Below are 26,456 nucleotides of genomic sequence, written 5' to 3'. Positions count from 1 at the left end.
GCATGGCTGATCAAACAACAAACCCGATCGCCTTTGTGGCTGAAGGAACTATTCCTCCTTCTCCACCGCCGGCAAACCAGACGGGTATTGTCAAATGGCTGCGCGAGAACTTGTTCTCGGGCGTCACGAACACGATACTGACAGTTCTATCCATCTTGCTAATCTATGTTCTTCTCAAGAACACGTTGCCATGGATTTTGAACGGCGTGTGGAACGCGGACTCGCTTGCTCAATGCCGCGAGATTCTGGATGGAAAAACCGGTGCGTGCTTTGCAGTTCTGACCGAACGCTGGCATCAGTTGATCTATGGGTTCAAATACCCTGCAGAAGCTTATTGGCGCCCAAATCTGGCCTTTGTGCTTATGCTGGTGGCGCTGGCGCCGGTTCTGTTCTTTGACCTGCCGCGCAAACTTCTGGTGTTCACGGCGCTGTATCCCTTCATCGCATTCTGGCTGATTTGGGGTGGCAGCATTCTGGTTCCAATCGTGGCGCTGCTTGGTTTTGTTGCCGCGGGTGTCGTTTTCCAGAAACTTGGCCGTAACAGCTTTGCCGCTGGGTTCTTTGGCGCGATAGTGGTGGCTCTGATCGTTTGGAATATCGGTGGGGCTCTGATCCCGGAAGGTGCCAACGAAGGTGCTATGCTCACCGCCGTTCCAAGCCGTGATCTGGGTGGCTTTATGCTGAACATGATGCTGGGTTTGACCTGCGTATCGCTTTCAGTGCCGCTTGGGATCGCTTTGGCGCTGGGTCGTCAGTCGTCAATGCCGCTGATCAAATGGGTCTGTGTCATCTTCATCGAATTCATCCGTGGCGTGCCTTTGATCACGCTGCTGTTCGTGGCTTCGGTGATGCTGGCCTACTTCTTCCCGCCTGACAGTACGGTCGACCTGTTTCTGCGCGTGGTGATCATGATCACCATGTTCTCGGCCGCTTATATCGCCGAGGTGATCCGGGGCGGTCTGGCAGCGCTTCCACGTGGGCAGTACGAGGCAGCAGATAGCCTTGGTTTGGATTACCCGCAGGCGATGCGCCTGATCATCCTGCCGCAGGCTCTGAAGATCTCGATCCCTGGTATCGTGAACGTGGCCGTAGGCCTGTTTAAAGATACCACACTGGTTTCGGTCATTTCGATGTTCGATCTGGTGGGCATGATCCGGGGGCCCATCCTGGCGTCAACCGAATGGAACGGCGTCTATTGGGAGCTTCTTGGCTTTGCCGCGCTTCTGTTCTTCGTCGTCTGCTACGGCATTTCTCAATATTCCCAGTGGCTCGAGCGTCGCCTTGCCACGGACCATCGTTAAGGAGTTCAACACATGTCTGAACTTGCAATTGAACGCGAAATCGACCGCTCGAAGATGCAGGTGAGCGACGAGGTCGCCATCGAAATCAACGGCATGAACAAGTGGTACGGGTCATTCCACGTGCTGCGCGACATCAATCTGACCGTCAATCAGGGCGAGCGGATCGTGATCGCGGGGCCATCAGGGTCGGGCAAATCCACGCTGATCCGCTGCCTGAACGCGCTGGAGGAACATCAGCAGGGCACGATTATCGTGGACGGGACCGAGCTGTCGAATGACTTAAAAAACATCGACAAGATCCGGTCCGAGGTTGGCATGGTGTTCCAGCACTTTAACCTGTTCCCGCACCTGACCATTCTGGAAAACTGCACGCTGGCCCCGATCTGGGTGCGCAAGACGCCCAAGAAAGAAGCCGAAGAACGCGCGATGCATTTCCTGGAAAAGGTGAAAATCCCGGATCAGGCGCTGAAGTATCCCGGCCAATTGTCTGGTGGTCAGCAGCAGCGTGTGGCGATTGCGCGGTCCTTGTGCATGATGCCGCGGATCATGTTGTTCGATGAACCAACATCGGCGCTGGACCCCGAGATGATCAAAGAGGTGCTCGACACCATGATCGAACTGGCCGAGGAAGGCATGACCATGCTGTGCGTCACACACGAGATGGGGTTTGCCCGTCAGGTCGCCAACCGCGTGATCTTTATGGATGCCGGTCAGATCGTGGAACAGAACGAACCCGAAGAGTTCTTCAACAACCCGCAGAGCGAACGGACCAAGCTGTTCCTCAGTCAGATTTTGGGTCACTGATCCGGCGAAAATCCAGGAAAGGGCGGGGCTTCGGCCTCGCCTTTTTCTATTCCAGCAATTCGCGCGGTGTGATGAAGCCCATAACATCCCCACTTCGCCAGTCGATATCTGCCCAATCCTTGATGCTAAACTGGATCACGGTTGTCGCACATGTCGGGTAATCCAAGAAACGTGGGTGATCTGGGGGACGACGAACGATCCGGCGGGCGAACTCGCATATGCCCGAGTTGTGGCCTAGCATCATAACCGTTGGCTGCGTCGCGCCCGACAGTTCAATCAGCATGTCTTCGGGTTCGGCTAGATATAGTGCGCGGTGAAAGCAAATCCTGTCGGCTTGCAGCCCCATGCGATCCCATGTTTCACGCGTCCGGATTGCCGTAGAGCTGATTACTTCGTCCGGCGTCCATCCGTGTTCATTCAACCACCTGCCAATGGCGCGTGCAGATTTCCGGCCGCGTTTGTTCAGGGGGCGGTCATGATCCTCGAGCGTTGTATCGCCCCAACTGGATTTTGCGTGGCGGGTAAGGATCAGAGTCAGGCTCATGATGGGTGGAACGCTTTCATATGATGGGCGGACTGCTCGGGGTCGCGATTGGCGCCGGCGCTGACAGGGCAGGACAGACGTGCAAGGCAGCCTCCCGTCATGCAGGTTTGGCCCTCGTCTGTGGAGAGGTGCGCATGGCATGCGCCCACGTCATAGAATTCCTGATCGTTCAACGCGCCCACGGGGCAGGTCGAGGTGCAGGGCGCGGCACAGGTGGTGCACGGCGAGGGTGCTACCGCCTCGGGTACCTCGAACTCCTGTGCGAAATGCAGCGCACCCCGATATGAGATCATCATACCCACGGTGTCATGCACCAGCGCGCCCACCGGGCTGCTGAAGGTTCGCCCGGATTTCAGCGCCCAGTCGATGAAAGGTGCATAAGGTGGGCCGCCGAAAGGGAAATGCGCATCAGCCCCCAGATCAAGCGCCATTTGTCCAATCACGCGGGTTGACCAGCGGTCGACAGGATCGGGGCCGTTCCATTCCGGGGCCGCTTTCAGGACCGGCCAAAAGCCTGGCCCCGCGCCCAACAGAACCAGAGTGCCACCGTCCAGCCCCTTGGCTCCGCTGGTACGGGGATGGGTCGCGCCCATGGTGATTAACCCGGCCTGATGCGCGACACGTCCCACCCAGCCATAGCTGATGGCCGCTTTATAGGCTGAGGCGGGGGCGTGTTGCGTCATCTCTTCTCCGCTGTGGGGGACTCAGTCGGGGCGGATCAGTGACCCTGCGCCGTGTTCGGTAAACAGTTCCAAGAGCACCGCGTTGGGGGCGCGACCGTCCAGAATGACCACCGCCCGTACGCCGCTGTGCAAAGCATCCAGTGCCGTTTCAGTCTTGGGGATCATACCGCCTGCGATCGTACCTTCCATGGTCATCTCGCGGATCTGACCGGCCTTCAGTTCGGTTACGACTTCGCCCGCAGCGTTCTTGACGCCCGAAACATCGGTCAGCAGCAACAGGCGATCCGCTTTCAGTGCCGAGGCAATCGCACCTGCGGCGGTATCGCCATTGACGTTCAGCGTCTCTCCGTTCCGGCCTGCACCCAGCGGCGCGATCACCGGGATCACATCATGCGAAAACAGGTCGTGTAGGATTTTCGGGTTCATGTCCGCCGGAGAGCCTACAAAGCCAAGGGCCGGATCGGCTTGATCGCAGACCATCAGGTTGGCATCTTTGCCCGACAGGCCCACAGCCGAGCCGCCCTGATCGTTGATCGCTTGGACGATGCGCTTGTTCACAAGGCCAGACAGGACCATCTCGACCACTTCGACGGTGGCTTTATCGGTCACGCGTTTGCCGCCTACAAATTCGGACTGGATGTCCAACTTGCCTAGCATTGCGTTGATCATCGGGCCGCCACCGTGGACGACCACCGGGTTCACACCGACCTGACGCATCAGCACGACGTCGCGGGCAAAGCTTTCCATCGCCTCGTCACTGCCCATTGCGTGTCCGCCCAGCTTGATGACGACAATGGCATCGTCATAACGCTGCAGATACGGCAAAGCGCTATTCAAGGTGGCTGCGGTGGCGATCCAGTCCCGGTTCATATCTCTTGTCTTCATGGCTGCTGTCCCTCTGGCATTCCGTGTTAGGGCCTTTGCCCGGTGCTGCCAAGGGGCAAGCTATTCCAGATGCGCAATGATAGAGCGCAGCGTGGGAATCCCGTCGCCCTTTTCGGACGAGGTCAGCACGATTTCAGGGAAGGCGGCAGGGTGTTTCGACAGCGCTCCGCGTACCTGATCCAGAACCTTTTCGCGCTCGTTGGCTTTGACCTTGTCGGCCTTGGTCATCACGCATTGAAAGGTCACGGCGCTGGTGTCCAGGAGCTTCATGATCTCGGCATCGACAGGCTTCACCCCGTGGCGCGAGTCGATCAGAACAAAGGCCCTGCGCAGTGTTTGACGTCCGCTCAGGTATTGTTTCAGCAGCCGCTGCCATTTTTCGACAACCTTGACCGGCGCATTAGCATAGCCATAGCCGGGCAGGTCGACCAGATACAGCTCGGGGCCTTGGGTGAAAAAGTTGATCTCTTGTGTGCGGCCCGGCGTGTTCGAGGCACGCGCCAATCCCTTGGTGCCGGTCAGCGCGTTGATCAGGCTGGACTTGCCCACATTCGAACGCCCGGCAAAACACACCTCTAGCCGGTCTGGCGCGGGTAAGCCGTTCATGGCGACCACGCCTTTGACAAACTCGGATTCGCCGGCAAACAGTTTGCGGCCACGCTCTTGCGCGAACTCATCCGGTGTTTCGGCTAAGGGAAAGGGCAGGGTGGTCATAGCAGTTGAACCTTGTCACCGGTTTTGACCTCGCCACCCCTTATCACCTCGGCGTAAACACCGAAATCCTGATGATCCCAGGTATTGAGCGCCGCCAAAGTATCGGCATCACGCGCACCTGTATCGGGGTTGGCAGTCGTCGCAAGGCATCGGGTGATACGCTCGCGGACATGCAACACAGCCTGCCCGATCTGTACTTCGCGGCCCAGCCATTCGAATTCTTCCCACAGGGGCAGCCCGTCGAACCAAATATTGCCGCGCCAGCGTACTGGGGAAAGTTCTTGCCCCAACTTCTGCTCGACCGCGCGATGCGTGGCCATGTTGCACAGGCTAATCGAAGGGAAATCGCTGTCCGTCATCCCTCGTCCAGGCACTCGGACGATGCGGGCCGAGGCCGCACGATCCGCAGGCATCAGCGGCTTGACCCAATCCAGAAAGGCATCTTGTTGCGTGTCGGGCTGAAAGTGCAGCTCGGGTCGTTCGGGATGGGTCAGTGTGACCGTATCACCTTTGGTACGGGCCGAGATTGCCATCAGCGACGGTGCTTTGGCACCGCGGCTGAAATTGACACAAGGTGCCCATTCGGTTCCATCCGTTTTCGACGCTTCATGCGCGACGGCCCAAACACGATCCCCGGGCATGGTTTGCCCGGGGTTCAAAGTGACGGTCTGCACGGCCTCGCGGCCATGGCTTTTGATCGGATGTCGCCAGAGGTTGGTTACTTCACCTGTCATTTGTCATCCGTCTTCGGTGTTCGTTTGAAGCTTGACTTTATGTTTCCGAACACGTCCGGCTTGTAGCCCTGGCTGCGCATGATCAGGTATTGCTGGGTAAATGTAATCGTGTTGTTCGCAATCCAGTAGACCACCAGGCCACTGGCAAAGCTGCCAAGCATGAACATAAAGACCCACGGCATCCACGCAAAGATCATCGCCTGGGTCGCGTCAGTTGGTGCCGGGTTCAGCTTTTGCTGCAGCCACATTGAAACACCCAGCAACAGCGGCAGAATACCGATGAAGATCAGCGCCATCAGTGTATCGGGCTGCGGACCGGCCCACGGTAGCCAGCCAAAGAAGTTCAGTATCGAGGTTGGGTCGGGCGCGCTGAGGTCCTGGAATGGTCCAAACCACGGGGCCTGACGCAGTTCGATCGTGACAAAGATCACCTTATACAGCGAGAAGAAGATCGGAATCTGCATCAGGATCGGCAAACAACCTGCGGCGGGGTTCACCTTTTCCTTCTTGTACAGCTCCATCATGCCTTGCTGCATCTTCTGGCGGTCGTCACCAGCGGCCTCTTTCAGGGCTTCCATCTGCGGCTGCAGTTCCTTCATCTTCGCCATCGAGACGTAGGATTTGAATGCCAGCGGGAAGAGGATCGCCTTGATGATCAGGGTCAGGCCGATAATAGACCAGCCCATGTTGCCGATCAGAACGTTGATGTTGTGCAGCAGCCAGAAGATCGGCTTGGTCAGGAAATAGAACCAGCCCCAGTCGATGCTATCGATAAACTTCTGTACGCCTTCGGCTTGATACTCACGGATGGTTTCCCATTCCTTCGCGCCTGCGAATAGTTGGGTGGTCACTTCTTCTGTCGCGCCGGGGGCGACGGTCAGTGTGGGCAGGACTGTCTCGGTCTGATAAATCTTGCGGCGGGCGTCGTATTTCGCAGCAGCCTTGAAGGTCGCACCTTCTTCGGGGATCAGAGTGGTCATCCAGTAGTGATCAGTGAAGCCGACCCAGCCGCCTTCCTTGACCTGAAACACCTCGGCCTGAGCGCGTTCGTTCGGGTCGATGTCAAAGTCGCGGACGTCGCCATAGTCGATCTCGTCCAGCACGCCGTCGGCCATAACCATGACCCCTTCGTGGAGGATGAAGAAATTCTTCAGGTCGGGCAGGTCACCGTCTTCACCGATGCCGTGGCGGGCCAGAATGCCATAGGGGGCCATGCCCACCTCGGCCTGCGTGTTGTTTTCCACCGATTGGGTGACGTCGAACATATAGTTTTCGTCCACCGAGATTGTGCGGCGGAAGGTCAGGCCGTTGCCATTGTCCCATTTCAGCGTGACCGGCGTGTCGACGCCCAACGTCTCACCGCTTTCCAAAGTCCACAACGTGTTCGGGCCCGGGACATCGGTGCCTGCAACACCTGTGCCAGGTGCCCAGCCGTACAGCGCATAATAGGCCGATTCCGATCCGACCGGGGACAGCAGTTCCACAATCGGCGCGCCTTCTTCGATCGAGACTTTGTAGTCCTTCAGGAATAGCTCATCGATGCGGCCACCTGACAGGGAGAGGCTGCCCTCCAGACGAGGTGTGTCGATCACAATGCGTGGTGCTTCGGCATCGGGCAGCGTTTCTTCTGCAGCAGCTGTCGCCTCACCGGTCGTGCCGGCGTTTGTGGCGCTGGGCGTCTGAACCTCGGTCGCGTCGGTGGCGTTGATTTCAGCCTGATCGGGCAGCGCGGTTTGTTCCGGCGGTGGGAACAGCACGAACCAAACAAGGATCACGAGAAAGCTGAGCGCGGTTGCGAGGATGAGATTCTTATTCTGATCGTCCATCTGGGACAGCCACCTTAAGCAGTGAAACACACCCGGTGGGTTCAACAGAGTGCAGCCCCAAAGGTCAAGCGGATTCGCCCGTCAAACCGTCGCGGATTGGGTTTTTCATGCGGAATTGGCCGATCAAGAGCCAGTTTGCCGCCCTATCTTGGGAACTCCATTCACCTTGTTCTGATGCGCTGCGATCCAGTCCAGCGTTTTTTCGAATGGCATGGGTTTTCCGATCCCAAAACCCTGAACGTGATCGCATCCCAACTGGGCCATCAATGCATGCTCTCCCGGAGTTTCCACGCCTTCAGCCAGAGTTTCCAAATTCAGCCGTTCCGCCATTGTGAGAATGGCACTGACCATTTGCTGCTGGCTGGCGTCCTTGTCCGCCTTTGTCACGAAAGAACGATCAATCTTGATGCGCGAGACGTCAAAACGTTTGATCGACGCGATCGAGGCATGACCTGTACCGAAATCGTCAAGGTCAATGCAACAGCCCAGCTTTGACATACTTGTCACGTTGCGGGTGATCACGTCATCCGGTCTGCGAGAAAACACTGTCTCAAGCACTTCGACGGCCAATCTGTCCGGGGTCAGATCATTCTGATCCAATTCCCATTTTAGCCGATCAATGAGTGTAGGATCCCGCAACTCGTCCGATGAAAAGTTGATCCCGATCCGCGGCACTATAACCCCGGCGCGATCCCATTTTTGCATCGCTGTGAACGCGTGGTGGCGCATTGCCTGACCAAACCGCTCCATCAGCTCGGCCTGCTCAGCGAAGGGCAGGAAGATATTCGGACCCAGCACGCCCTTTTGCGGATGCTCCCACCGGGCCAGCGCCTCGAATCCGGTCACGCGTCCCGTATCGGTCGAGACTTGCGGTTGGAACCATGGGCGGATTTCTCCGCTGTCCAGAGCCGCGTCGAACTCTTTACGTAAATTTGCACGAATGCGCGATCGACGACGCGTTTCGTTGGAATAAGCGCGTATGGTCGAGGGCCCATTTCTTTGCGCCTCTTCCAGCGCGGATGAGGCTGCGTCGATCCAAGTTTCGAATCCGTCGTCGCGTGAAGAGGTTAGCAAGCTGAACCCGATCGAGCATGAGACGTAGATTCCAGAACCATTGAGGGTCAAGGGCTCTTCAATGGCAGATTGGATACGACCGGACATCTGAATGCAAGCCTCAAGGTCAAGGTGCTTTGATGGCCGCAAGCCAATGGCAATCTTGTGCGGGTCCAGCTGCGTGGCAATATCCTGCGCGCGGATAGCAGATAAAACGCGGGCACAGAATTGTTCTGCCATATGGTTGGCCGCCGCATTCCCGTGCAGATCAATAAACTCGTCGAAGTTGTCCAAAGCGACGATCAGGCAGGCGGATTCTTCGCGGATATTGCGCGCCGTTTGATAGAACCCCTCGATTTCCGAGGCGAAACTGCCGATAGATTTAAGGCCGTTGGCTTCGCTTCGGTCTGCGTGTGACTTAGCAGTATCTGCAGCCGTCAGGATGATTGCTACTAGAACCGGTAGGGACAGGGCCACGATGACCAGGGCGCGTTCCCCGCCGATCCAGAAGGCAGCGAGGCTGATCGCAGGGATGAAAGCCAAGGCCTGAGGGCCGCTGAGTACGGTTGTCAGGACATTCAGAACTCTGCTGACAGAGATATTTTTCCACATCAGATTACGGGCCTTTTTCTTGGGCGTCGCACGCTGTGGTCAACCCTAGAAAAGCAATCTGAGTCAGACGTTAACGCAGATGTGGAATTTCGTCAGCAATTTTGCCTTTTTCGCCGGGTTCTAAAGAAAGCCCTGCGAAATCAAACAATTTTGGGTCCAAAAGATGAGACGGCCGCGCGTTTGTCAGAGCGCGGAACATCACTTGTCGCCGACCGGGGCTGTTCTTTTCCCACTGGTCGAGAATCTGTTTCACCTGCTGACGCTGCAACCCGTCCTGACTGCCGCACAGATCGCAGGGGATGATTGGGTAGCTCATTGCGTTGGCGAATTTCTCGCAATCGGCTTCGGCCACATGGGCCAGCGGGCGGAACACGAACAGGTCGCCTTCTTCATTCACCAGTTTCGGAGGCATCGTGGCCAGACGTCCGCCGTGGAACAGGTTCATGAAGAACGTCTCGAGGATGTCGTCGCGGTGGTGCCCCAAAACGACGGCGGAACAGCCTTCCTCACGCGCAATACGATAGAGATTGCCACGGCGCAGACGCGAGCAAAGTGCACAATAGGTGCGACCCTGTGGTACTTTGTCCATCACGACAGAATAGGTGTCTTGATATTCGATCCGGTGGGGTACGCCCATCCGTTCCAGAAACTCGGGTAGGACAGTGGCGGGAAAACCGGGTTGCCCCTGATCCAGATTGCAGGCCAGCAGATCGACGGGCAGAAGACCGCGCCATTTCAGCCCATACAGCACTGCCAGCAGGGTATAACTGTCCTTGCCGCCTGACAGGCAGACCAACCAACGCGGAGGTTTGCCAACTTTGTCATGGGCCGACGGGTCCACCATCCCGTATTGCTCGATGGCTTCGCGGGTTTGGCGCACGATGCGCTTGCGCAGCTTCTTGAACTCGGTGGTCGAGGGCGCGCCGGCAAAGAGCGGGTGGATATCGTCAGCTTCGTCAAACATGCGCAGCCCCTACAATAGTTGGCGCAACCGGGCAAGGGTGACGCTTAGCCCAGCCGTGCGAGCAAGGCATCTGTGTCTAGCCCCCGGACCGATCCGGGGATGCGACCGCTGTCACCTGTCAGGCGCGTCACGATGAACCCGTCGGCCACGGCGGATGGGGCGTTGCGCAACAGTAGCGAAGCCGTCAGCAGCAGAGCGGTGCGTTCAGCAAACCAGCGCGCCTCGGGTTCAGAGGGCAGGCCGGGCCATTGGTCACGATAGGTTTGCAAGGCCGCGTCATAGGCGCGGTCTGCGCCGCGCGCGGTCTCCAGTTCGGCCTGCAAAACCTCGGCGGCCAAAGGCTCACGCGCCAGCGTTCGCAGGATATCAAGGCAGATCACATTGCCCGATCCCTCCCAGATGCCATTCAGGGGTGCCTCGCGGTAGAGAAGGGGAAGGGGCGTATCTTCGACGTACCCCATGCCGCCCAGAACCTCCATCGCTTCGACTACGACCACGGGGCAGCGTTTGTTGTTGAGGAACTTGGCCAGCGCCACGCCGATACGGGCAAAGGCGCGGTCCTTGGGGGTTTGCCCGTCAAAAGCCTGCGCAACGCGCATCCCGAGGGTCAGCGCGCCCTCCCAATCCAGAATCAGATCACTCAGCACGGCGTGCATCAGAGGTTGGTCGATCAGGCGGCGCTGAAAGGCGCTGCGGTGACTGACCCAGTGATGCGCCGAGGACAGGGCCGCGCGCATCAGCCCGGCGGGGGCCATCGCGGTATCAAGCCGTGTGTGATGCACCATCTCAAGGATCGTGCGAATGCCCGCGCCTTCGTCGCCCAGTTGATGGGCCAGAGCGTCGTGATATTCGATCTCGGCCGAGGCGTTGGCACGATTGCCCAGCTTGTCTTTCAGGCGCATCAGATGGATGGCGTTGCGCTCGCCCTCCAGCCAGCGTGGCACAAGGAAACAAGTCAGCCCGCCCGGGGCCTGCGCCAGCGTCAGGAACCCGTCCGACATCGGGGCCGAGCAGAACCATTTATGCCCGTGCAACCGCCAATGATCACCGTCCCGCGTGGCGGTGGTGGTATTGGCGCGGATGTCTGAGCCTCCCTGTTTCTCGGTCATCGCCATGCCCAGCGTGGCGCTGTGCTTGTGCGCTATGGGCTGGATAGCGGGATCGTAAGTATGCGCGGTCAGATTAGGCACCCAGCACTGGGCAATATTGGCGTCGGCTTTTAACACAGGCACCGCCGCATAGGTCATTGTCAGAGGGCAGCAGTGGCCGGGCTCGATCTGGCTGGCCATATAGACCATTGCAGCATGGGTTGCATGACCGCCGGGCTGACTATCCCACGGCAGCGCGGCGTATCCGGCGCTTTGGCTCAGCTGTATCAACTGGTGATAGGCGGGGTGAAACCGCACTTCGTCCAACCGCCGCCCTCCGGTATCGAACAGGCGTAGTTCCGGGGCATTCCGGTTCGCATCGCGCGCGGCCTCTTGGGTTTGGGCTGTTCCCAGAGCACGCCCATAGGCCGCCAGCGGGTCAACGCGCCCCTTCGCGCGGTTCACGCACCCTTGCAGTACCGGGTCCGAAGTCCAGAGGTCGATATCGCCGCGCTCGGGCGGTTGGTTCAGAACGTCATGTGTCGGCAGGGTGTCGCGGGCGCGTGTGGTCATGGGCCGAGTGTCAGGCCGGGGTCGCGCGCGGTCAACCCTCGTCGGTATCGTCGGGCACCGGGTCATAGCCCGTGCCACCCCACGGATGGCATCGGCCAATGCGGCGCGCGGTCAGCCATGCGCCCTTGATGGCGCCGTGCTTTTCCAACGCCTCCAACGCATAGGCAGAACAGGTGGGTTGATAGCGGCAATTATGCCCGACCCAAGGGCTGAAGATCAGACGGTATGCCTTGACGGGCAGGGCAAAGACACGCGCCAGCAGGGTCATTTCCGTTCACTATGGATTTTGCGCAGCGCATAGCGCAGATCGCCCAGCAGCGCCTCAAAGGCGCGATCCGCCGTGACCTCGGCCCGGCCAATCAGGACGTAATCCCAGCCGTCGTGACCCCGAACCGGCAGAACGGCGCGCGCAGCCTCGCGCAGACGGCGTTTGGCGCGATTGCGGGCGACGGCATTTCCGACTTTCTTAGAACAGGTAAAGCCCACGCGAATCCCCGATGCTTCGTCCGGGGCGCGTTTACGGGCCTGCACCATCATCGACGACGTCCCCTGCCGCCGCGCGCGGGCGGCCTTCAGGAAATCGGATCGCTTTTTGAGGATGATCAAAGGTTCAGACACACAAACGGACGCCGCCGGAGGCTTGCTGGGTTGGTGTGAACCATCCTCAGGGGCCTCCGGCGGCGTCATGTTCATAACCTGAAGGGTCGAGCGGCTTACGCGCTCAACGACTTGCGGCCGCGTGCGCGACGTGCGTTCAGGATTTTGCGGCCGGCCTTGGTGGCCATGCGCGCGCGGAAACCGTGGCGGCGTTTGCGAACCAGGTTCGAAGGCTGATAGGTGCGTTTCATCGCTCCGTCTCCAATCTATAGCGGTCGGGTGCGGCGTAGATTCGCCTTGCCCTAGTGTTCGAAGCCCGTCCTCTACTGGGTGGCGGGGGGTAAGTCAAACCCCTAGGTGGGGGTTTTGCCGCCTTTTGCAACAATTCTGTAACCGCCACAGTTGAAAAGTTTCAATTTGACGGTTTTGCCGCCTGAAACCCTCACATTCCCTACCTTAAACATCAAGGCGGCGTGAGGCCCCTGTTGCAGCGCTGCGCGACGTCGCATGTTGAGCGTAGATGAAACGCACAAAACCGGACACAGACATGAGCGATACAACTCAGGCCCCCCGTAGCGGGCTTGCGCGCCATATTCCATTGTTGGTGATTCTTGCCGTAGCCGTGGCGGGGTTCTTCACTTTGGGCGACTACCTGACCTTTGAGACCCTGCGCGACAATCGCGAATCCCTGCTGGCGTGGCGGGATGCGAATTATTGGGCCATGGCAGGTGCATTCGTGGCGATCTATATCGTGATCGTAGCATTCTCATTGCCCGGTGCCGCCGTGGCTTCGATGACAGGCGGGTTCCTGTTTGGCCTGTTTGCGGGTACCGTGTTCAACGTTTTCGCGGCCACCATCGGCGCATCGGCGATCTTTCTGGCGGCGCGCTGGGGGTTAGGAGAGTCTCTGACAGCGAAACTGGAATCCTCGGAAGGAACGGTCAAAAAGCTGAAGGACGGGCTTCGCGAGAACGAAATCTCGGTCCTGTTCCTGTTGCGCCTTGTACCGGTGGTGCCTTTCTTTGTTGCAAATCTGGTGCCGGCACTGGTGGGGGTGAAGTTCCGTAACTTCCTGTTTACCACCGCGCTGGGCATTATTCCGGGCGGCATCGTCTATACTTGGATCGGCGTTGGCCTGGGTGGTGTGTTCGATCGGGGCGAAACACCGGATGTGTCCTTGTTGTGGGAGCCGTTCGTGATTGGGCCTATCATTGGCTTGTGTATACTGGCGGCATTGCCCATCGTTATCAAAGCTGTGCGCGGCAAAAAGGACGCCTGATCTTATGCAAGAATTGAAGACGGATATCCTGGTGATCGGCGCCGGGTCGGGTGGCCTGTCGGTTGCGGCCGGGGCCAGCCAGATGGGCGCGGATGTGATCCTGCTGGAGGGTCACAAGATGGGTGGAGACTGCCTGAACTTTGGTTGCGTGCCTTCGAAGGCGCTGATCGCCAGCGGTAAGGCGGCTTATGGGCAGGCGCATTCATCCGCGCTGGGCGTGGCCGATGTGGTGCCGCAGGTGGACTATGCCGCCGCCAAGGATCACGTGCATGATGTGATCGCGCAGATTGAGCCGATGGACAGTCAGGAACGGTTCGAAGGTTTCGGCGTCAAAGTGATCCGCGAATATGGTCACTTCGTGTCGCCCACGCAGGTGCAGGCCGGCGATCATCTGATCACCGCGCGCCGGGTGGTGATTGCGACCGGCTCGTCGCCGTTGGTGCCGCCGATCCCCGGTTTGGATCAGGTGCCCTATTATACCAACGAGACGATCTTCGATCTGCGCGACAAACCCGAGCATCTGCTGATCATCGGCGGCGGCCCGATCGGGATGGAGATGGCGCAGGCCCATATCCGTCTGGGCTGCAAAGTCACCGTGATCGAGGGGATGCAGGCGCTGGGCAAGGACGACCGCGAGGCGGCAGAGATCGTGCTGGACTCGTTGCGCGTCGAAGGTGTCGAGATTCACGAGCAAGCCATGGTCGCACAGATTCGCGGCGCGGACGGCAAGGTCGAGGTTGTGACCGAGACCGGCCAGATCTACTCGGGCTCGCACCTGTTGTTGGCCGCGGGGCGCAAAGCCAATACTGACCGGCTGAACCTTGAGGCGGCGGGGATCGAACCTACGCGCACCGGTATCAAGGTGGAGGACGCGCTGCGCACCACAAATAAGAAAGTCTATGCCATCGGCGATGTGGCGGGCGGACTGCAATTCACTCATGTCGCGGGCTATCACGCGGGCATCATCATCCGGTCTGCGCTGTTTGGTCTGCCCTCCAAGGCGAAAACCGCGCATATACCATGGGCCACCTATACCGACCCCGAACTGGCGCAGGTTGGTCTGACCGAGGCGCAGGCACGCGCGCAGCACGGCGACAAGGTGGAAATCGCGCGCTTTGATTATCACCACAACGACCGCGCCATATCTGAGCGCAAGACGAAAGGCTTCATTAAGGTCATGGTTGTAAAAGGGCGCCCCGTGGGTGCGACAATCGTGGGCCATCAGGCGGGTGAATTGATCAACTTGTGGTCTTTGGCATTGGTTAATAACCTCAAGATGGGACAGATAGCCGCGATGGTTTCGCCCTATCCGACGATCGGAGAGCTTAACAAACGCGTGGCAGGTGCCTATTTCTCGCCAAGGCTGTTTGAGAATCAGACAGTTAAACGAGTGGTCAGGTTCGTCCAGCGCTGGATGCCCTGACCGGGAGGAGAGTGCAAAGTGAACTCGCTGTCGGGCCGATTTCTGATCCTGACCACGGTCTTCGTCATGTTGGCCGAGATCCTGATCTTTGTCCCCTCGATTGCACGGTTTCGCGAGGACTTTCTGCTCAACCGGCTTGAACGCGCCCAAATTGCGTCGCTGGCGCTGCTGGCAGATGACATGCTAGCCGATGATCTTGAGGCCGAACTGCTGGCCAATGCGGGCGTCTATAACGTCGTACTGCGGCGCGATGAGGTGCGGCAACTGATGCTGTCCTCGCCAATCCCCCAACAGATCATCAAGACATTTGATCTGCGTGACGCGACCCCCTGGGTTTTGATCCGCGACGCCGTGGCGCGCCTGTTCACGCCGGAAAACGAGATCATCCGAGTGATCGGAGAACCTGTCAAAGGGGCGGGTTTGTTGATCGAGGTGACCACTGACAGCAAGCCGTTACACATGGCGATGACGGATTACGGCCTGCGGATACTTGGCCTGTCCTTTGTAATCTCAATCATTACTGCGTTTTTCTTGTTCCTTGCCGTGCGGGTGGTTCTGGTTCGTCCGATTAAGGGCGTCGTCGGATACATGCAGCGCTACGCGGGTGCGCCCGAAGACGCGCGGGGGATCATTTCCCCCAACTCCAAGGTAACCGAGCTGCGCGAGGCGGAAGAGGCGCTGCAACAGTTGCAGACCGAACTGACACAGGCCCTGAAGCAACGCGAGCGCCTTGCTCAACTTGGTGGTGCGGTGGCCAAAGTCAGCCACGACCTGCGGAATATCCTGACGTCGGCTCAGCTGTTCACGGACAGGATCGAATCCAGTGATGACCCACTTGTGCGCCGTATGGCTCCTAAACTGGTGAATTCGATTACCCGTGCTGTCTCTCTCTGTGAAGGGACGCTCGCGTTTGGCCGGGCTGAGGAACCTGCGCCGACTTTGACGATGGTCCCCCTGCATACTATCGCCGATGACGTCGTAGCCAGCGAACAGTTGGCTGTGGCGGACGCTTGCGTTGAGATCCGAAACGATTTGCCTGAAGATTTGGTTGCGCGAGCAGACCCAGAACAGATTTTCCGAGTTATCATGAACCTAGTCCGAAATGCCCGTCAGGCACTTGTGGCGTCGGGCAAGCCCGGGAAAATCACGATTTCGGGCTGTGAGTATGAGAGCAGCTGGTGCGTCGAGGTCAAAGATACCGGTCCCGGTCTTCCGCCCAAGGCCCGTGAAAACCTGTTTACACCATTTCAGGGGGGCGTGCGCAAAGGAGGATCGGGGCTTGGTCTGGCGATTTCGCAGGAGCTGGTGCGCGGACACGGTGGAGATCTGCTGTTATCCGAAACCGGACCGATGGGAACGACCTTTGAAATCCGTCTCCCACGGGGCGACGTGACTTTTTGATTTTTTTTTGCAGAATCGGCTTGCACGTATCTAACGCCGGGTCTAAACACCGCCTCACCAACGCGGACCGATAGCTCAGCTGGATAGAGTACTTGACTACGAATCAAGGGGTCGGGGGTTCGAATCCTCCTCGGTCCGCCACTGGTTTCCCCTAAATCATTGAAGATAAAAAACTTTTTATTTTTAAAGTTCGAATCCGTCGGGGGGGATTCAAACCGATCCCGCAACATTTGTGTGCAATTGCCATTCCTGACTCAGTTCAGAAATCCGTAGCTCCACCTGAGTCCATATGTAATACACGACGAAAACGAGGTTTGAGCACTGAGTACAATTCGAATTGGTTTTGACGGGCCGTCGGTCGACAATGGTGAAATTGACGTAGCCGACCTAGCACCTTCTCTTCTCGCTCTAGGTGATCTTTTTGAAGCAGCCAATCGCGCGTTGAACAAAGATCGCAGCGAGGTGAAGCTAAAAATCAGAGCGAGCGAGTAGGGCAGCTTTATTGCTCTTCTTTCGCTGGATGTGAGCTTCATAGCTGACATGCTCGATATGGTTGCCGCCCATCCAGACCGCATGACTGCGGCCAATCAGCTTTTGGATTTGATTATCAAAGGTGGCACGATTGCCGGAGGCACTTTTGGTTTCTTCAAAACTCTCAAATGGCTGAATGGTGGTAAACCGGACAGCGCTGACAATAACGATGATGGGACCACCTCACTTACCAAAGGCGGGACAACGATAATCGTTGATCAGCGCACCATCATATTGCTGGAAGACTTGTGCGTTTCCCAAGATCGGCCGCATGACGGATATTCAGTATTGGAGGCTGCTTTCTCACGGAAAGCAGTCTTTGATCAACGAGCAGCACCAAGATTTAAGTAGACAGTTCTATGTTTGTGCGTGTGTAAGTTTTTAGGCCAAACACAAAAGTGACTTCTCTGATCCGATTACAAAAACCTCAATTCCATGTTCCCGCAATTGCACAGAGGCTATTAAATTTGGCCAAGGTCAAACCAATACCTGTGTGAGTAGTAGCACTAGGAGTTCGCGGGTGAAGGGGCGCCGCATTGTAGCAAATCAGATTTCAATCACAATTTCCGTACAACAGTCCTTCATTTCGAAATGTAAAAAACTGGGGTGAGCGCTAAGCATTTGCTTGCTTGACGGCGAGGCATAATACTGAAGCGATTTGAACGCCCGCGCTATCTTATTCTGGGATGACAGGCAGCGCGGGCTATAGTCTGGTCATGGGACTGCCCAGACCAACTGCAATTTGCAAATGAACACGGGTAGCTAACCAAACCGTTGTGGTTGCTGATTTAAACTAATACTGACCGTCTAACTTCCTATTGCGATATCAACGTTTAAGACAGGCCGCGATATCGGGATACACAGGTAAGTGCGCGCGCGACAGCAATTTGATTTCCGCGCATAAAAAAATCTTGAATAGATGCATTTTAGATTCAACTATTCAAATGCGTGGCAATTTATCATTACCTCTGTTGCTTGCGCATTCGCCAGACTGTCTGGTTAGCCTCCTGGCGACGTATGTGAGTGGAGTCGCCAGGAGTTCACTTGTTCGTTTACTTGAAAGGCCGCACAGAGCGGAGTTCGTTCGAAGTCACAGGCAATGAGTGGAACCGGCTGAGCGACCTCTTTGGCCGCTAAAAACTTGAAGAACCAAAGTCTTTATTGACTGCTAAGCAGCCTTTATTCAAAACAGAGCGCGAAACCGCTTCGAGTCCTGAGCGCACCTCAATCTCACTCACGGCATTCTAAGGTAAACAGTTTTTGGACATTTTCTGTATGTGCGAACTCTCATGTTGCCAACGGAAGAAACTGACATTTTGGCAATCATAATTGCTCGGCCTTTTTTGTACCGCGGCTAGGCAGAAATGAGGATGTTGCAGAAACTGATCGCTTACTGTGTATTAGTATTTTCAGAATTGGGCAGCCTATATGAGTTTCACCAAAACAAAGGACCGCATATTTCTCGCCTATGAAACATTTTCCGGCTGGCTTGCCCGACGTTCCAGACCTGTCAGAAAGTTCTTCTATGCTGTTGTCGGTTGGGTTCTTAGATTGATCTACGTGCTTCCGGGAAATCATGCCCGATATACCGCAGTCGCACTATCGGCGCATGTGGACCACCCCTCACCTAGGCGATTGTTTAAGGAATACGTGCGGAAGCTTTTGCTGGGTTTTGATCGTGCAGAAAGGATACGGCATGGCTTCGGTGAAGAAATCGACGAAACTTTAATTGTCCAGGATTGTGAAAGATTTGAACGGCTCTTTGAGAATGGGAGTTTTATCCTCGTCTTACCTCACGCCCACGGTGCGATACCGATGGCCCGATGCCTCTCGAACTCGTACCCCATATTATCGATTGTTCGGGTGTCAAAAGACAAAAACCGTGCCGAAGCTCAACATAGACTTTATCATAGTGTTGGATGCGAGTTTGTAGATGTGCGGGAAGCGGATCCAACTTCCGTTGCAAGGATCATTTTGAGAACATTAAAACGAGGCGGGATCGTGGTCGCGATGGTTGATCGCATTGATGAGCCGCCCACGCAAATCTTGAGCCCAGCACGTGATCTTGCCGCTGTGTCGGCGTTCGGTGAGATCGTTGGTGTTCAAACCTGGCCAGCAAGATATGCCCAAAAGGCAGGGGTCCCGATACTACCTGCGACTGTAGTACAGACCGAAACGGAATTGCATTTGGTTTTGGGCCAAAGTGTTATGGCTGGAGGGGATCTAGTATCCACAACTCAAAACTGGATTAGTGAACTTGAACATCTTCTGAGACTATATCCTCAAGAGTGGACATTCTGGCTAGACAAACACTGGTCGCGTGTTTTGCGCCGCAATCCACCTGTATCCAGAAAGTTATAAGTTTCAAGATGCCTATGAAAAAACGATCGAGTACGCGCATGCAAAGTTAAGAGATAGGAAAAAACATGTCATAAGCTAGGAGATTGCCTCTGACCAAAGGCTGCGATGTCTGCATGTAGAAAGTTGCGCAGAGATTAGGGCAATCTAAGTTCACAACTTGAGAGACCGGCACGACTGGAAACTCCGGCAAACACAACCACATTTGCTAGTATGATTAGCCGCCGAGAATTTGTTGCAGTTGCAACTACCGCACTTGCTGTTCCGTACATCGCGAGGGCGCGGCCCGACGCGCTAAGCGAAGCGATTGGTCAGCTCCCACCGCTACATTCCCTCCAGGTCAAAAAAGGCGACGAAACTGTCTTTGCCGAAGCGCCTCGCGGCCCCGGTCGCAATCGACCTACAAACATCAAATCCTGCTCAAAGAGCATCGTCTCTCCGCTTCTCGGGCCGGCGATCGAAAACGGCGAAATCCCGTCGATCACTTCGACTCTTGGCGTGGTCGCGCCCGGCATTCTTCCACCGGATGCCACACCCGGAGCAGCGGAAGTTTCGATGGAGGACTTGGTGACACTGCGAGCCGGTCTCGAAAGGACTTCAGGCACCAACTACGGTGATTGGGTGAGTTCAGGAAACTGGATTGCAGACGCTATAACCCGCCCGATGGTAGCGGAGCCTGGGACGCGCATGCTGTATCCACAGGTTCCACACACGTCCTTGGGGTCGCTCATTGTCTTCTACCAATAGGACTTTAGTCAAAACTTCCCCCTTGCGCCTTCGCATACTATGAGCACCGAATGGTTAAAAAACATCGAAACTTGTATTCGAGGGCCATACTCTACTGCCGGATCGAGCGATCTTTACTAGTCGATGCATTCTTTCATAAATTCTATACCACGCAATGAATATTTAGCCGACTTAAGTCCACCCGCCAACATTCGCACATAATGGGTATTATCCGTAGCAATTTGTGGAGAGGCCATTAAGCTTATGAATCGTTGGGAAGCCAGATGAACGCGCCAAAAAACCTCCAATTTCCACCCGCGGAGAACGTCAGATTCCTGCCATGAGCGACAAATGCTGCGCTAATTATCTATGCCGTTTTTGGCGCGTTTTAGTTATTCGTTGCAGTTTGTCTGAGCGTTGGTTTTTGTTTTTGAACAAGGGTTTGGGTGACAACTTGGGTAACAATTGACGAGTTTTGTACTTGGTTTCCATTTAGGTGGAAATTGACGTTCATCCTATCTGAGTGCTGCTCGGAGCCCAACCTGTATCTTAGTCAGTTCGCTTTAGGTGAACTTAACGCGCCTGGGCGGCCTATCGGGCTCGTGGATCACCTTAATAATTTATCACAACACTGTTGAAACATGTGGCTCTTGTATACAATGATTGTGTTTCCAGTGTTTACTGTAGCGAGTACCCGTTTGGAAGAAGCCGATTCTCATCGCGTATCAATTTCTCTTGCGGCCGCAAAAAGTCGTGACTTGTTGTTGATTGCAATGGCTTTTAGCATTTTTACTAACCTGCTTATGCTTACAGGCCCGGTATTCATGCTTCAGATTTACGACAGAGTTTTAAGCTCTCGTTCTGAAGAAACCTTACTGGTTCTATTCGGCTTGGTGACGCTGTTATTCACAATTTACGGGTTTCTAGAATACGCACGTGGACGCGTTTCTGCGAGGATAGGTGCCCGAATTCAGAGCACCTTCGGGCCGCTTGCGTTCAAAGCGCTTCTGGAACGTTCGGCGCTCAAAAGAAGCTCGGGAATCGAAAGCCACGGGTTGCAGGACATTGAAGCGCTCAAGGCATTCTTCTCGTCCCCGTTATTGTTGGCTATCTTTGACCTACCTTGGACGCCCATTTTTTTAGTCGCAGTTTTTATCTTTCATCCTTATCTCGGCTGGCTCGCGCTTGCTGGGGGTTGTGTGCTCGTTTCGGCAGCTTTGATAAACCAGATTTTAACCGTTAATAAAACGCTACAAGCCCAATCAATCTCTCAGTCAGCAAACCGATTTGCCGGTCAAGTCCAAGAAATGAGCGATTTGGCCTGGTCGCAAGGAATGGCTTCAGACTTGGAAAAGCGTTGGAAAAAGCTTCAAGATGCAGCGCTTCATTCTTCAATTCTAGCAAATGACTGGACGGGTGGTTTTGCGTCTTTTTCCAAAGCTTTTCGGTTTTTTCTCCAAGCGGCGATGCTTGGGCTTGGCGCTTGGTTAGTTTTGCAAAATGAACTGACTGCAGGCGCGATGATCGCGTCTTCAATATTACTAGGCAGGGCACTGGCTCCAATCGAACAGTGTATTCCACAATGGTCGCTGGCGCAAAAGGCGAGACGAGGTTGGCGTCGGCTAGATGAGCTTTTGCAACAATTAAAGCTCGATGACGAAGTGACTACATTGCCGAAACCTGAAGCGTCGTTAACAGTCGATGGCGTCACGGTCTTTGCGCGAGGGCGCGAACACCCTGTTCTGGGAAATGTCTCATTCCATCTAGCACCTGGCGAAGCGTTGGGGATTTTGGGGAAAAGTGGTTCAGGAAAAAGCACTTTAGCTAGGGTTGTTATGGGATTGGTTAGTCCACATAACGGAGAAGTACGTTTAGGTGGCGCTACGCTTAAGCAATACGGTCCGGAAGAAATGGGTAAGCAGATTGGTTACTTGCCGCAGGACGTTCATTTTTTTGCTGGAACGATTGCAGAAAACATAGCTCAGATGTCACTCGAAGTTTCTTCTGAAAGAGTGGTGATAGCTGCCAAAAGGGCTAAGGTTCACAGTATCATTTTAAATCTTGATGAAGGATACAACACAGTTATTGAACCACTTGATGATAAGTTGTCAGGAGGTCAAAAGCAAAGACTTGCCCTTGCTCGCGCTCTCTATGGTGATCCTAAGATCCTTGTGCTGGATGAACCCAATTCCGCATTGGACAAAGAGGGGTCTGATGCGTTGAATGCAGTCGTTTCAGAGTTGAAAGCCGCGAACAAATCAGTTCTGATTATGACTCATCGCCCAGTCGCTATTTCAGAATGTGATAAGTTACTTATTCTCCAAGGCGGTCAAACAAAAGATTATGGTCCTCGCGACCAAGTACTTGGTTCCTCGCTCAAGAACGTGATGTCGATAAAGAGGCAAATTCAAGCCAATGAAAACGAAGAGTTTAGATCTGCCGGGGCGCATCGAAAAGTTTCGAAAGCAAGTAAAGAGTTTCGTTCAATCCGTAAAAGAAAGTTGGGTAAACAGAAAGCACAAGGCTTTAAGTCAGTCAGGAAAAAACACGGACATTGAAGAAGTAGCTGATTGGAGCGCCTTAGTTCCTATTTACATTGGCGTGACCTCAATAGCGGTTTTGATTTTTGGGATTGGCTACTGGAGTTTGTTTACTAGGATTTCCGGTGCTGTTGTTGCCAGCGGTACTGTGAAAGTAGAAACCGAAAGACAAGTCGCTCAGCATCCAGACGGAGGCGTTGTTTCAGCGATTTTAGCTCGCGATGGAGATTCAGTGGAGGCCGGCGACGTATTAGTCAAACTTGACGGCACATTTCTAAGATCTGAGTTGCAAGTCGTGGAACGACAACTGATGGAAATTCTCGTGCGACGTTTCAGGTTGGAGGCTGAGAGAGACCAGCTTTCAAATCTTCAGGATATCGCTTTAGGAGAATTTTCAACGCTGGACAACGAATGGATGATCTCACAGCTTCAGGGTCAAAGAAACCTTTTCAACGCGAAACTGGCTTCACACAAGAACGAAATCGATCAACTGAAACAACAGTCATTTCAAATCGAGGATCAAGTCCGAGGTATGGAGGCTCAAGTGAGCGCGCTAAAAGATCAATTGGATCTGGTCGAGACCGAAATCAAGGATCTTGAGGCCCTGTTGGAGCAAGGGTTGGTTCAAGCGTCTCGGGTTTTGGCGCTCAGGAGAGAGCAGGCGAGGCTAAAGGGAGAGATAGGCCAGCTAGAAGCTGCAAAAGCCGAGGCGAAAGGGCGGCAAACGGGCGTTTCAATCGAAATTATAAACTTGGAAAATAGGCGCCGGGAAGGCGCCATTACAGAATTGCGTGATTTACGTTTCAGCGAGATCCCTTTGGTGGAAAATCGTCAAAGTTTGAAGAAACGACTCTCGAGGTTGGAAGTTAGGTCACCGTCCGAAGGCGTTGTTTTCGGGTCATCCGTTTTCGCGGAACAGGCTGTTATCAAACCTGCTGATCCGATTATGTACATCGTCCCAAAGGATAGACCACTTCAAGTATCAGCGCGAATTGACCCCGTGCATATTGACCAAGTTTACGAAGGTCAGCCGGTTTCACTTCGTTTTACTACCTTTGACCAACGTACAACGCCTGAAGTTCTTGGTGTCGTAGTCAGGATATCAGCTGATACATTTACAGATGATGCGCAGGAGGTGCCTTATTATGAAGCGGTGTTGCAACCCGACACAAAGTCTCTGACTGCGACAGGTGATGTTTTGCTCGTTCCGGGAATGCCTGTGGAGGCATTTATCAAAACTGATGCACGTGCACCGATTTCATACCTCGTTCAGCCTTTGGCCAACTATTTTCGACGCGCTCTAAGGGAAAATTAAGTCGTTGTTTTCCGTATCCTTTAAGAGCCGGAAAGAGACATTCGTAGCGACGTTAGCGGACTAGCCGGCACTGGACTTTATTCGATGCCGTCGCGTCCAGTCGCTGTTCGATTGACGTGTTTTGCACGTACAAATCCGTTAGTTTGTTGACTCAATTTTGTCGAGTTTATATCGTCCCGATACCTTTAGCGTGAGCTTTTTACTGTTTAGTGCCAAAGTGCGTACCTCGGCTAAAGGTCAAAAAACTTAATGAGTGCAGATAAGAATATGGTTTGAAGCCCCAGAGTAGAGATTTTTTCATAGTTTGCCGGGGGGCATTATGGCTGACTTTAATCTCGAAGCGGAAGGTTCCAGAGAAACCATTGGTGGAGTGACATTTATCAACTCTCCAAATGAGGGATCCGGTACAGGAAATTTCGAACCTTTTTTGGCTACAAGCGACGAAGCGAGTACATCAGATGGTGTTGCCGCTGGATTCAATACCGTAAACGATTCAAATTCCGCAATAAATAATGCCTTTGGTAACAACGAGTTAGACAAACAAAAGACGAGAGAAGTTAAGCTGACTGATATTCCCGTCACCGTTATTGACGGAGTCGAATATTATGAAATTCGCTTGGATTTGAATGAGAGCAATAGCGACGATCTCATAACACTAGAAACATTTCAAATTTACTTGTCCGACGATGGCACGATCGGAACCTACAATGACCTGACTTCGAATGGAAATTTGGTCTACGATATTGATGCAATTGAACCAACTACTCTGTTTTTGGCCGAAACATCTACAGGCAGTGGCACTGACGACTACACGGTATTGATCGAAAAAAGCGTCATCGATGCGTATTTTCTAGCAAACCCCAGTGAGTCTTTTGAAGATTACTATTTCTACCTTTATTCGGAAATGGGCCGCCCTGGTGAATATGACGAAGAGGCAGGCTTTGATGAGTGGAACATCCAAAGCGCTGGGACGATTAATGGCTTCAAGTTCGGGGATCTTGATGGCGACGGTGTTTACGAACCAGAAGATGGAGAAAGCGGGCTGGAAGGTGTTGTTGTATACATAGACAGCAACAATAATGGCATATTTGATGCAGACACTGAACGCGCAACTGTCACGGATGAAAATGGTAACTTCACTTTCTTCGGAGTCGCGACCAGTTCTGACGATATAATTATTCGTGAGGATATTTCTAGTTTAGAGGCGGGCTCCGAGCCAACCAACGGCACCTTGGATGGTCAAGGCGATGATCCCTATTTCTGGGTCGCGAACCTTTCCGAGGCCGGAGATACAGATTTTGTCCAGATCGGAAACTTGGTTCCAAATCCACAGATAATGATTACCAAAACGGTTGTCGATGTGGACGGTGAAGGCTCTGAGGGAATAGCTGAAGATGCCGGGGATGAAATTACTTATCAATTGGTGATCGAAAACACGGGCAATCTGGCTCTGGCTGGCGTTACTGTGACTGACCCCTTGACTGGGGTAAACATTTTGGTCGGTGATCTGGAGGTAGGTGAAGTCGTCACAATCGATGACGGCGACAGTGATGGATTGGGTGGAACAGTAGATCTAACCTATCAAGTAACGCAGGAGGATCTGGACAGCAGAGGCGATGCAGAGTTTGGCGATGTCAGTGACGACGACGATGGCAACATAGAGAACACCGCCAGCGTAAGTGGGTTCTATGAAGAACAGGAAGTGACAGACAGCGATGATGCTGACGCTCCTTTGGCCTACCAGCCTGGGATAGAGATCGAGAAAGAGATTACAAGCGTTGACGACCTGAATGGCAACGGCCTTGTCGACGCGGGTGATCAGATCAATTACAGCATCACGGTCACCAACACGGGCAACGTGACGCTGACGGATGTGGATGTTGAGGACCCGCTTCTGGGGGGTGCTCTGGCCTCTGGCGAGACGATCGCTGTTGGGGGTGAGGAGACCTATACGGGGTCTTACACGATCACGCAGGCCGATGTGGACAGCCAGGGCGATCTTGAGCCCGATGATCTTGGCGGTGACGACGACGATGGCAACATCGACAACACGGCGACTGCCGACAGTGCTGAGACGGAGGAAGTGTCGGATTCCGCGCAGCAGCCGATCGCCTACCAGCCTGGGATAGAGATCGAGAAAGAGATTACAAGCGTTGACGACCTGAATGGCAACGGCCTTGTCGACGCGGGTGATCAGATCAATTACAGCATCACGGTCACCAACACGGGCAACGTGACGCTGACGGATGTGGATGTTGAGGACCCGCTTCTGGGGGGTGCTCTGGCCTCTGGCGAGACGATCGCTGTTGGGGGTGAGGAGACCTATACGGGGTCTTACACGATCACGCAGGCCGATGTGGACAGCCAGGGCGATCTTGAGCCCGATGATCTTGGCGGTGACGACGACGATGGCAACATCGACAACACGGCGACTGCCGACAGTGCTGAGACGGAGGAAGTGTCGGATTCCGCGCAGCAGCCGATCGCCTACCAGCCTGGGATAGA

22 protein-coding genes and 1 tRNA gene are annotated in these 26,456 nt (G+C 54.8%); 11 read left to right on the top strand and 12 right to left on the bottom strand.

Annotated elements, in window-relative coordinates; all coding sequences use genetic code 11:
- Positions 1–2 precede the first annotated feature (2 nt).
- Positions 3–1,301: an amino acid ABC transporter permease gene (locus tag AC2TAD_RS20450; RefSeq protein ID WP_353394382.1), complete on the top strand. Its 1,299-nt coding sequence runs from the start codon at positions 3–5 to the stop codon at positions 1,299–1,301.
- Between the two features lie 12 nt (positions 1,302–1,313).
- Positions 1,314–2,105, top strand: a complete 792-nt coding sequence (locus tag AC2TAD_RS20445; RefSeq protein ID WP_353394379.1) for an amino acid ABC transporter ATP-binding protein — start codon at positions 1,314–1,316, stop codon at positions 2,103–2,105.
- 46 nt (positions 2,106–2,151) lie between these two features.
- Here the strand turns inward: AC2TAD_RS20445 and AC2TAD_RS20440 are convergent, their stop codons facing one another.
- The 12 genes from AC2TAD_RS20440 to rpmH all read right to left on the bottom strand — a co-directional run bounded on the left by AC2TAD_RS20440 (position 2,152) and on the right by rpmH (position 12,629).
- Positions 2,152–2,649: a SixA phosphatase family protein gene (locus AC2TAD_RS20440; protein ID WP_170755590.1), complete on the bottom strand. Its 498-nt coding sequence runs from the start codon at positions 2,647–2,649 to the stop codon at positions 2,152–2,154.
- Positions 2,646–3,332, bottom strand: a complete 687-nt coding sequence (locus AC2TAD_RS20435) for a ferredoxin (RefSeq protein ID WP_480870075.1) — start codon at positions 3,330–3,332, stop codon at positions 2,646–2,648. Before AC2TAD_RS20435 ends, AC2TAD_RS20440 begins: the two co-directional genes overlap by 4 nt.
- Positions 3,333–3,353: 21 nt before the next feature.
- The gene (argB, locus tag AC2TAD_RS20430; protein WP_170356658.1) at positions 3,354–4,217 is read right to left on the bottom strand and encodes an acetylglutamate kinase; all 864 of its coding nucleotides are present in this window, start codon (positions 4,215–4,217) and stop codon (positions 3,354–3,356) included.
- Between the two features lie 60 nt (positions 4,218–4,277).
- Complete coding sequence (gene yihA, locus AC2TAD_RS20425) at positions 4,278–4,931, bottom strand: ribosome biogenesis GTP-binding protein YihA/YsxC (RefSeq protein ID WP_170356657.1); 654 nt, start codon at positions 4,929–4,931, stop codon at positions 4,278–4,280.
- The gene (locus AC2TAD_RS20420) at positions 4,928–5,665 is read right to left on the bottom strand and encodes an MOSC domain-containing protein (RefSeq protein WP_480870073.1); all 738 of its coding nucleotides are present in this window, start codon (positions 5,663–5,665) and stop codon (positions 4,928–4,930) included. Before AC2TAD_RS20420 ends, yihA begins: the two co-directional genes overlap by 4 nt.
- Positions 5,662–7,491 (bottom strand): membrane protein insertase YidC, encoded by a 1,830-nt coding sequence (gene yidC, locus AC2TAD_RS20415; RefSeq protein WP_480870071.1) that lies wholly within the window; start codon positions 7,489–7,491, stop codon positions 5,662–5,664. The genes AC2TAD_RS20420 and yidC overlap by 4 nt, the downstream gene beginning before the upstream one ends.
- A gap of 123 nt (positions 7,492–7,614) precedes the next feature.
- Positions 7,615–9,156, bottom strand: a complete 1,542-nt coding sequence (locus AC2TAD_RS20410; RefSeq protein WP_480870069.1) for a putative bifunctional diguanylate cyclase/phosphodiesterase — start codon at positions 9,154–9,156, stop codon at positions 7,615–7,617.
- A gap of 70 nt (positions 9,157–9,226) precedes the next feature.
- Positions 9,227–10,120 (bottom strand): tRNA 2-thiocytidine(32) synthetase TtcA, encoded by an 894-nt coding sequence (gene ttcA / locus AC2TAD_RS20405; RefSeq protein ID WP_480870067.1) that lies wholly within the window; start codon positions 10,118–10,120, stop codon positions 9,227–9,229.
- Between the two features lie 44 nt (positions 10,121–10,164).
- Positions 10,165–11,781 (bottom strand): acyl-CoA dehydrogenase family protein, encoded by a 1,617-nt coding sequence (locus tag AC2TAD_RS20400; protein ID WP_480870065.1) that lies wholly within the window; start codon positions 11,779–11,781, stop codon positions 10,165–10,167.
- 31 nt (positions 11,782–11,812) lie between these two features.
- On the bottom strand, positions 11,813–12,049 hold the full coding sequence (gene yidD, locus AC2TAD_RS20395; protein WP_170356651.1) for a membrane protein insertion efficiency factor YidD: 237 nt from the start codon (positions 12,047–12,049) through the stop codon (positions 11,813–11,815).
- Positions 12,046–12,468, bottom strand: coding sequence for a ribonuclease P protein component (gene rnpA, locus AC2TAD_RS20390; protein ID WP_480870063.1), 423 nt, complete (start codon positions 12,466–12,468; stop codon positions 12,046–12,048). Before rnpA ends, yidD begins: the two co-directional genes overlap by 4 nt.
- Positions 12,469–12,494: 26 nt before the next feature.
- Positions 12,495–12,629 (bottom strand): 50S ribosomal protein L34, encoded by a 135-nt coding sequence (rpmH, locus tag AC2TAD_RS20385; protein ID WP_005980833.1) that lies wholly within the window; start codon positions 12,627–12,629, stop codon positions 12,495–12,497.
- Between the two features lie 296 nt (positions 12,630–12,925).
- Between rpmH and AC2TAD_RS20380 the strand changes: the two genes are divergently transcribed.
- The 9 genes from AC2TAD_RS20380 to AC2TAD_RS20340 all read left to right on the top strand — a co-directional run.
- Positions 12,926–13,657, top strand: coding sequence for a TVP38/TMEM64 family protein (locus AC2TAD_RS20380; RefSeq protein ID WP_480870061.1), 732 nt, complete (start codon positions 12,926–12,928; stop codon positions 13,655–13,657).
- 4 nt (positions 13,658–13,661) lie between these two features.
- On the top strand, positions 13,662–15,080 hold the full coding sequence (locus AC2TAD_RS20375; RefSeq protein WP_480870059.1) for a dihydrolipoyl dehydrogenase family protein: 1,419 nt from the start codon (positions 13,662–13,664) through the stop codon (positions 15,078–15,080).
- A gap of 18 nt (positions 15,081–15,098) precedes the next feature.
- Positions 15,099–16,481: a sensor histidine kinase gene (locus AC2TAD_RS20370; RefSeq protein ID WP_480870057.1), complete on the top strand. Its 1,383-nt coding sequence runs from the start codon at positions 15,099–15,101 to the stop codon at positions 16,479–16,481.
- A gap of 64 nt (positions 16,482–16,545) precedes the next feature.
- A tRNA-Arg gene (locus tag AC2TAD_RS20365) sits at positions 16,546–16,622 on the top strand.
- A gap of 399 nt (positions 16,623–17,021) precedes the next feature.
- On the top strand, positions 17,022–17,363 hold the full coding sequence (locus AC2TAD_RS20360) for a hypothetical protein (RefSeq protein ID WP_480870055.1): 342 nt from the start codon (positions 17,022–17,024) through the stop codon (positions 17,361–17,363).
- 1,077 nt (positions 17,364–18,440) lie between these two features.
- Positions 18,441–19,373 carry a lysophospholipid acyltransferase family protein gene (locus AC2TAD_RS20355; RefSeq protein ID WP_480870053.1) on the top strand — a complete coding sequence of 311 codons (933 nt, stop codon included), beginning with the start codon at positions 18,441–18,443 and terminating at the stop codon, positions 19,371–19,373.
- 1,382 nt (positions 19,374–20,755) lie between these two features.
- Positions 20,756–22,654, top strand: coding sequence for a type I secretion system permease/ATPase (locus AC2TAD_RS20350; protein ID WP_480870051.1), 1,899 nt, complete (start codon positions 20,756–20,758; stop codon positions 22,652–22,654).
- A gap of 43 nt (positions 22,655–22,697) precedes the next feature.
- Positions 22,698–23,951: an HlyD family type I secretion periplasmic adaptor subunit gene (locus tag AC2TAD_RS20345; protein WP_480870117.1), complete on the top strand. Its 1,254-nt coding sequence runs from the start codon at positions 22,698–22,700 to the stop codon at positions 23,949–23,951.
- A gap of 319 nt (positions 23,952–24,270) precedes the next feature.
- Positions 24,271–26,456 (top strand): DUF7507 domain-containing protein (locus tag AC2TAD_RS20340; RefSeq protein WP_480870049.1); only part of this gene is annotated, 2,186 nt, incomplete at its 3' end.

The sequence above is a fragment of the Ruegeria sp. HKCCD7628 genome, assembly GCF_057221005.1.
Note: the sequence above shows the minus strand (reverse complement) of the source record. Positions and strands in the feature narration are given on the sequence as shown.

Coding starts and splice junctions, on each gene's coding strand:
- AC2TAD_RS20450 (WP_353394382.1), top strand. CDS start 3: ATGGCTGATCAAACAACAAACCCGATCGCCTTTGTGGCTGAAGGAACT.
- AC2TAD_RS20445 (WP_353394379.1), top strand. CDS start 1,314: ATGTCTGAACTTGCAATTGAACGCGAAATCGACCGCTCGAAGATGCAG.
- AC2TAD_RS20440 (WP_170755590.1), bottom strand. CDS start 2,649: ATGAGCCTGACTCTGATCCTTACCCGCCACGCAAAATCCAGTTGGGGC.
- AC2TAD_RS20435 (WP_480870075.1), bottom strand. CDS start 3,332: ATGACGCAACACGCCCCCGCCTCAGCCTATAAAGCGGCCATCAGCTAT.
- argB (WP_170356658.1), bottom strand. CDS start 4,217: ATGAAGACAAGAGATATGAACCGGGACTGGATCGCCACCGCAGCCACC.
- yihA (WP_170356657.1), bottom strand. CDS start 4,931: ATGACCACCCTGCCCTTTCCCTTAGCCGAAACACCGGATGAGTTCGCG.
- AC2TAD_RS20420 (WP_480870073.1), bottom strand. CDS start 5,665: ATGACAGGTGAAGTAACCAACCTCTGGCGACATCCGATCAAAAGCCAT.
- yidC (WP_480870071.1), bottom strand. CDS start 7,491: ATGGACGATCAGAATAAGAATCTCATCCTCGCAACCGCGCTCAGCTTT.
- AC2TAD_RS20410 (WP_480870069.1), bottom strand. CDS start 9,156: ATGTGGAAAAATATCTCTGTCAGCAGAGTTCTGAATGTCCTGACAACC.
- ttcA (WP_480870067.1), bottom strand. CDS start 10,120: ATGTTTGACGAAGCTGACGATATCCACCCGCTCTTTGCCGGCGCGCCC.
- AC2TAD_RS20400 (WP_480870065.1), bottom strand. CDS start 11,781: ATGACCACACGCGCCCGCGACACCCTGCCGACACATGACGTTCTGAAC.
- yidD (WP_170356651.1), bottom strand. CDS start 12,049: ATGACCCTGCTGGCGCGTGTCTTTGCCCTGCCCGTCAAGGCATACCGT.
- rnpA (WP_480870063.1), bottom strand. CDS start 12,468: ATGACGCCGCCGGAGGCCCCTGAGGATGGTTCACACCAACCCAGCAAG.
- rpmH (WP_005980833.1), bottom strand. CDS start 12,629: ATGAAACGCACCTATCAGCCTTCGAACCTGGTTCGCAAACGCCGCCAC.
- AC2TAD_RS20380 (WP_480870061.1), top strand. CDS start 12,926: ATGAGCGATACAACTCAGGCCCCCCGTAGCGGGCTTGCGCGCCATATT.
- AC2TAD_RS20375 (WP_480870059.1), top strand. CDS start 13,662: ATGCAAGAATTGAAGACGGATATCCTGGTGATCGGCGCCGGGTCGGGT.
- AC2TAD_RS20360 (WP_480870055.1), top strand. CDS start 17,022: ATGCTCGATATGGTTGCCGCCCATCCAGACCGCATGACTGCGGCCAAT.
- AC2TAD_RS20355 (WP_480870053.1), top strand. CDS start 18,441: ATGAGTTTCACCAAAACAAAGGACCGCATATTTCTCGCCTATGAAACA.
- AC2TAD_RS20350 (WP_480870051.1), top strand. CDS start 20,756: ATGATTGTGTTTCCAGTGTTTACTGTAGCGAGTACCCGTTTGGAAGAA.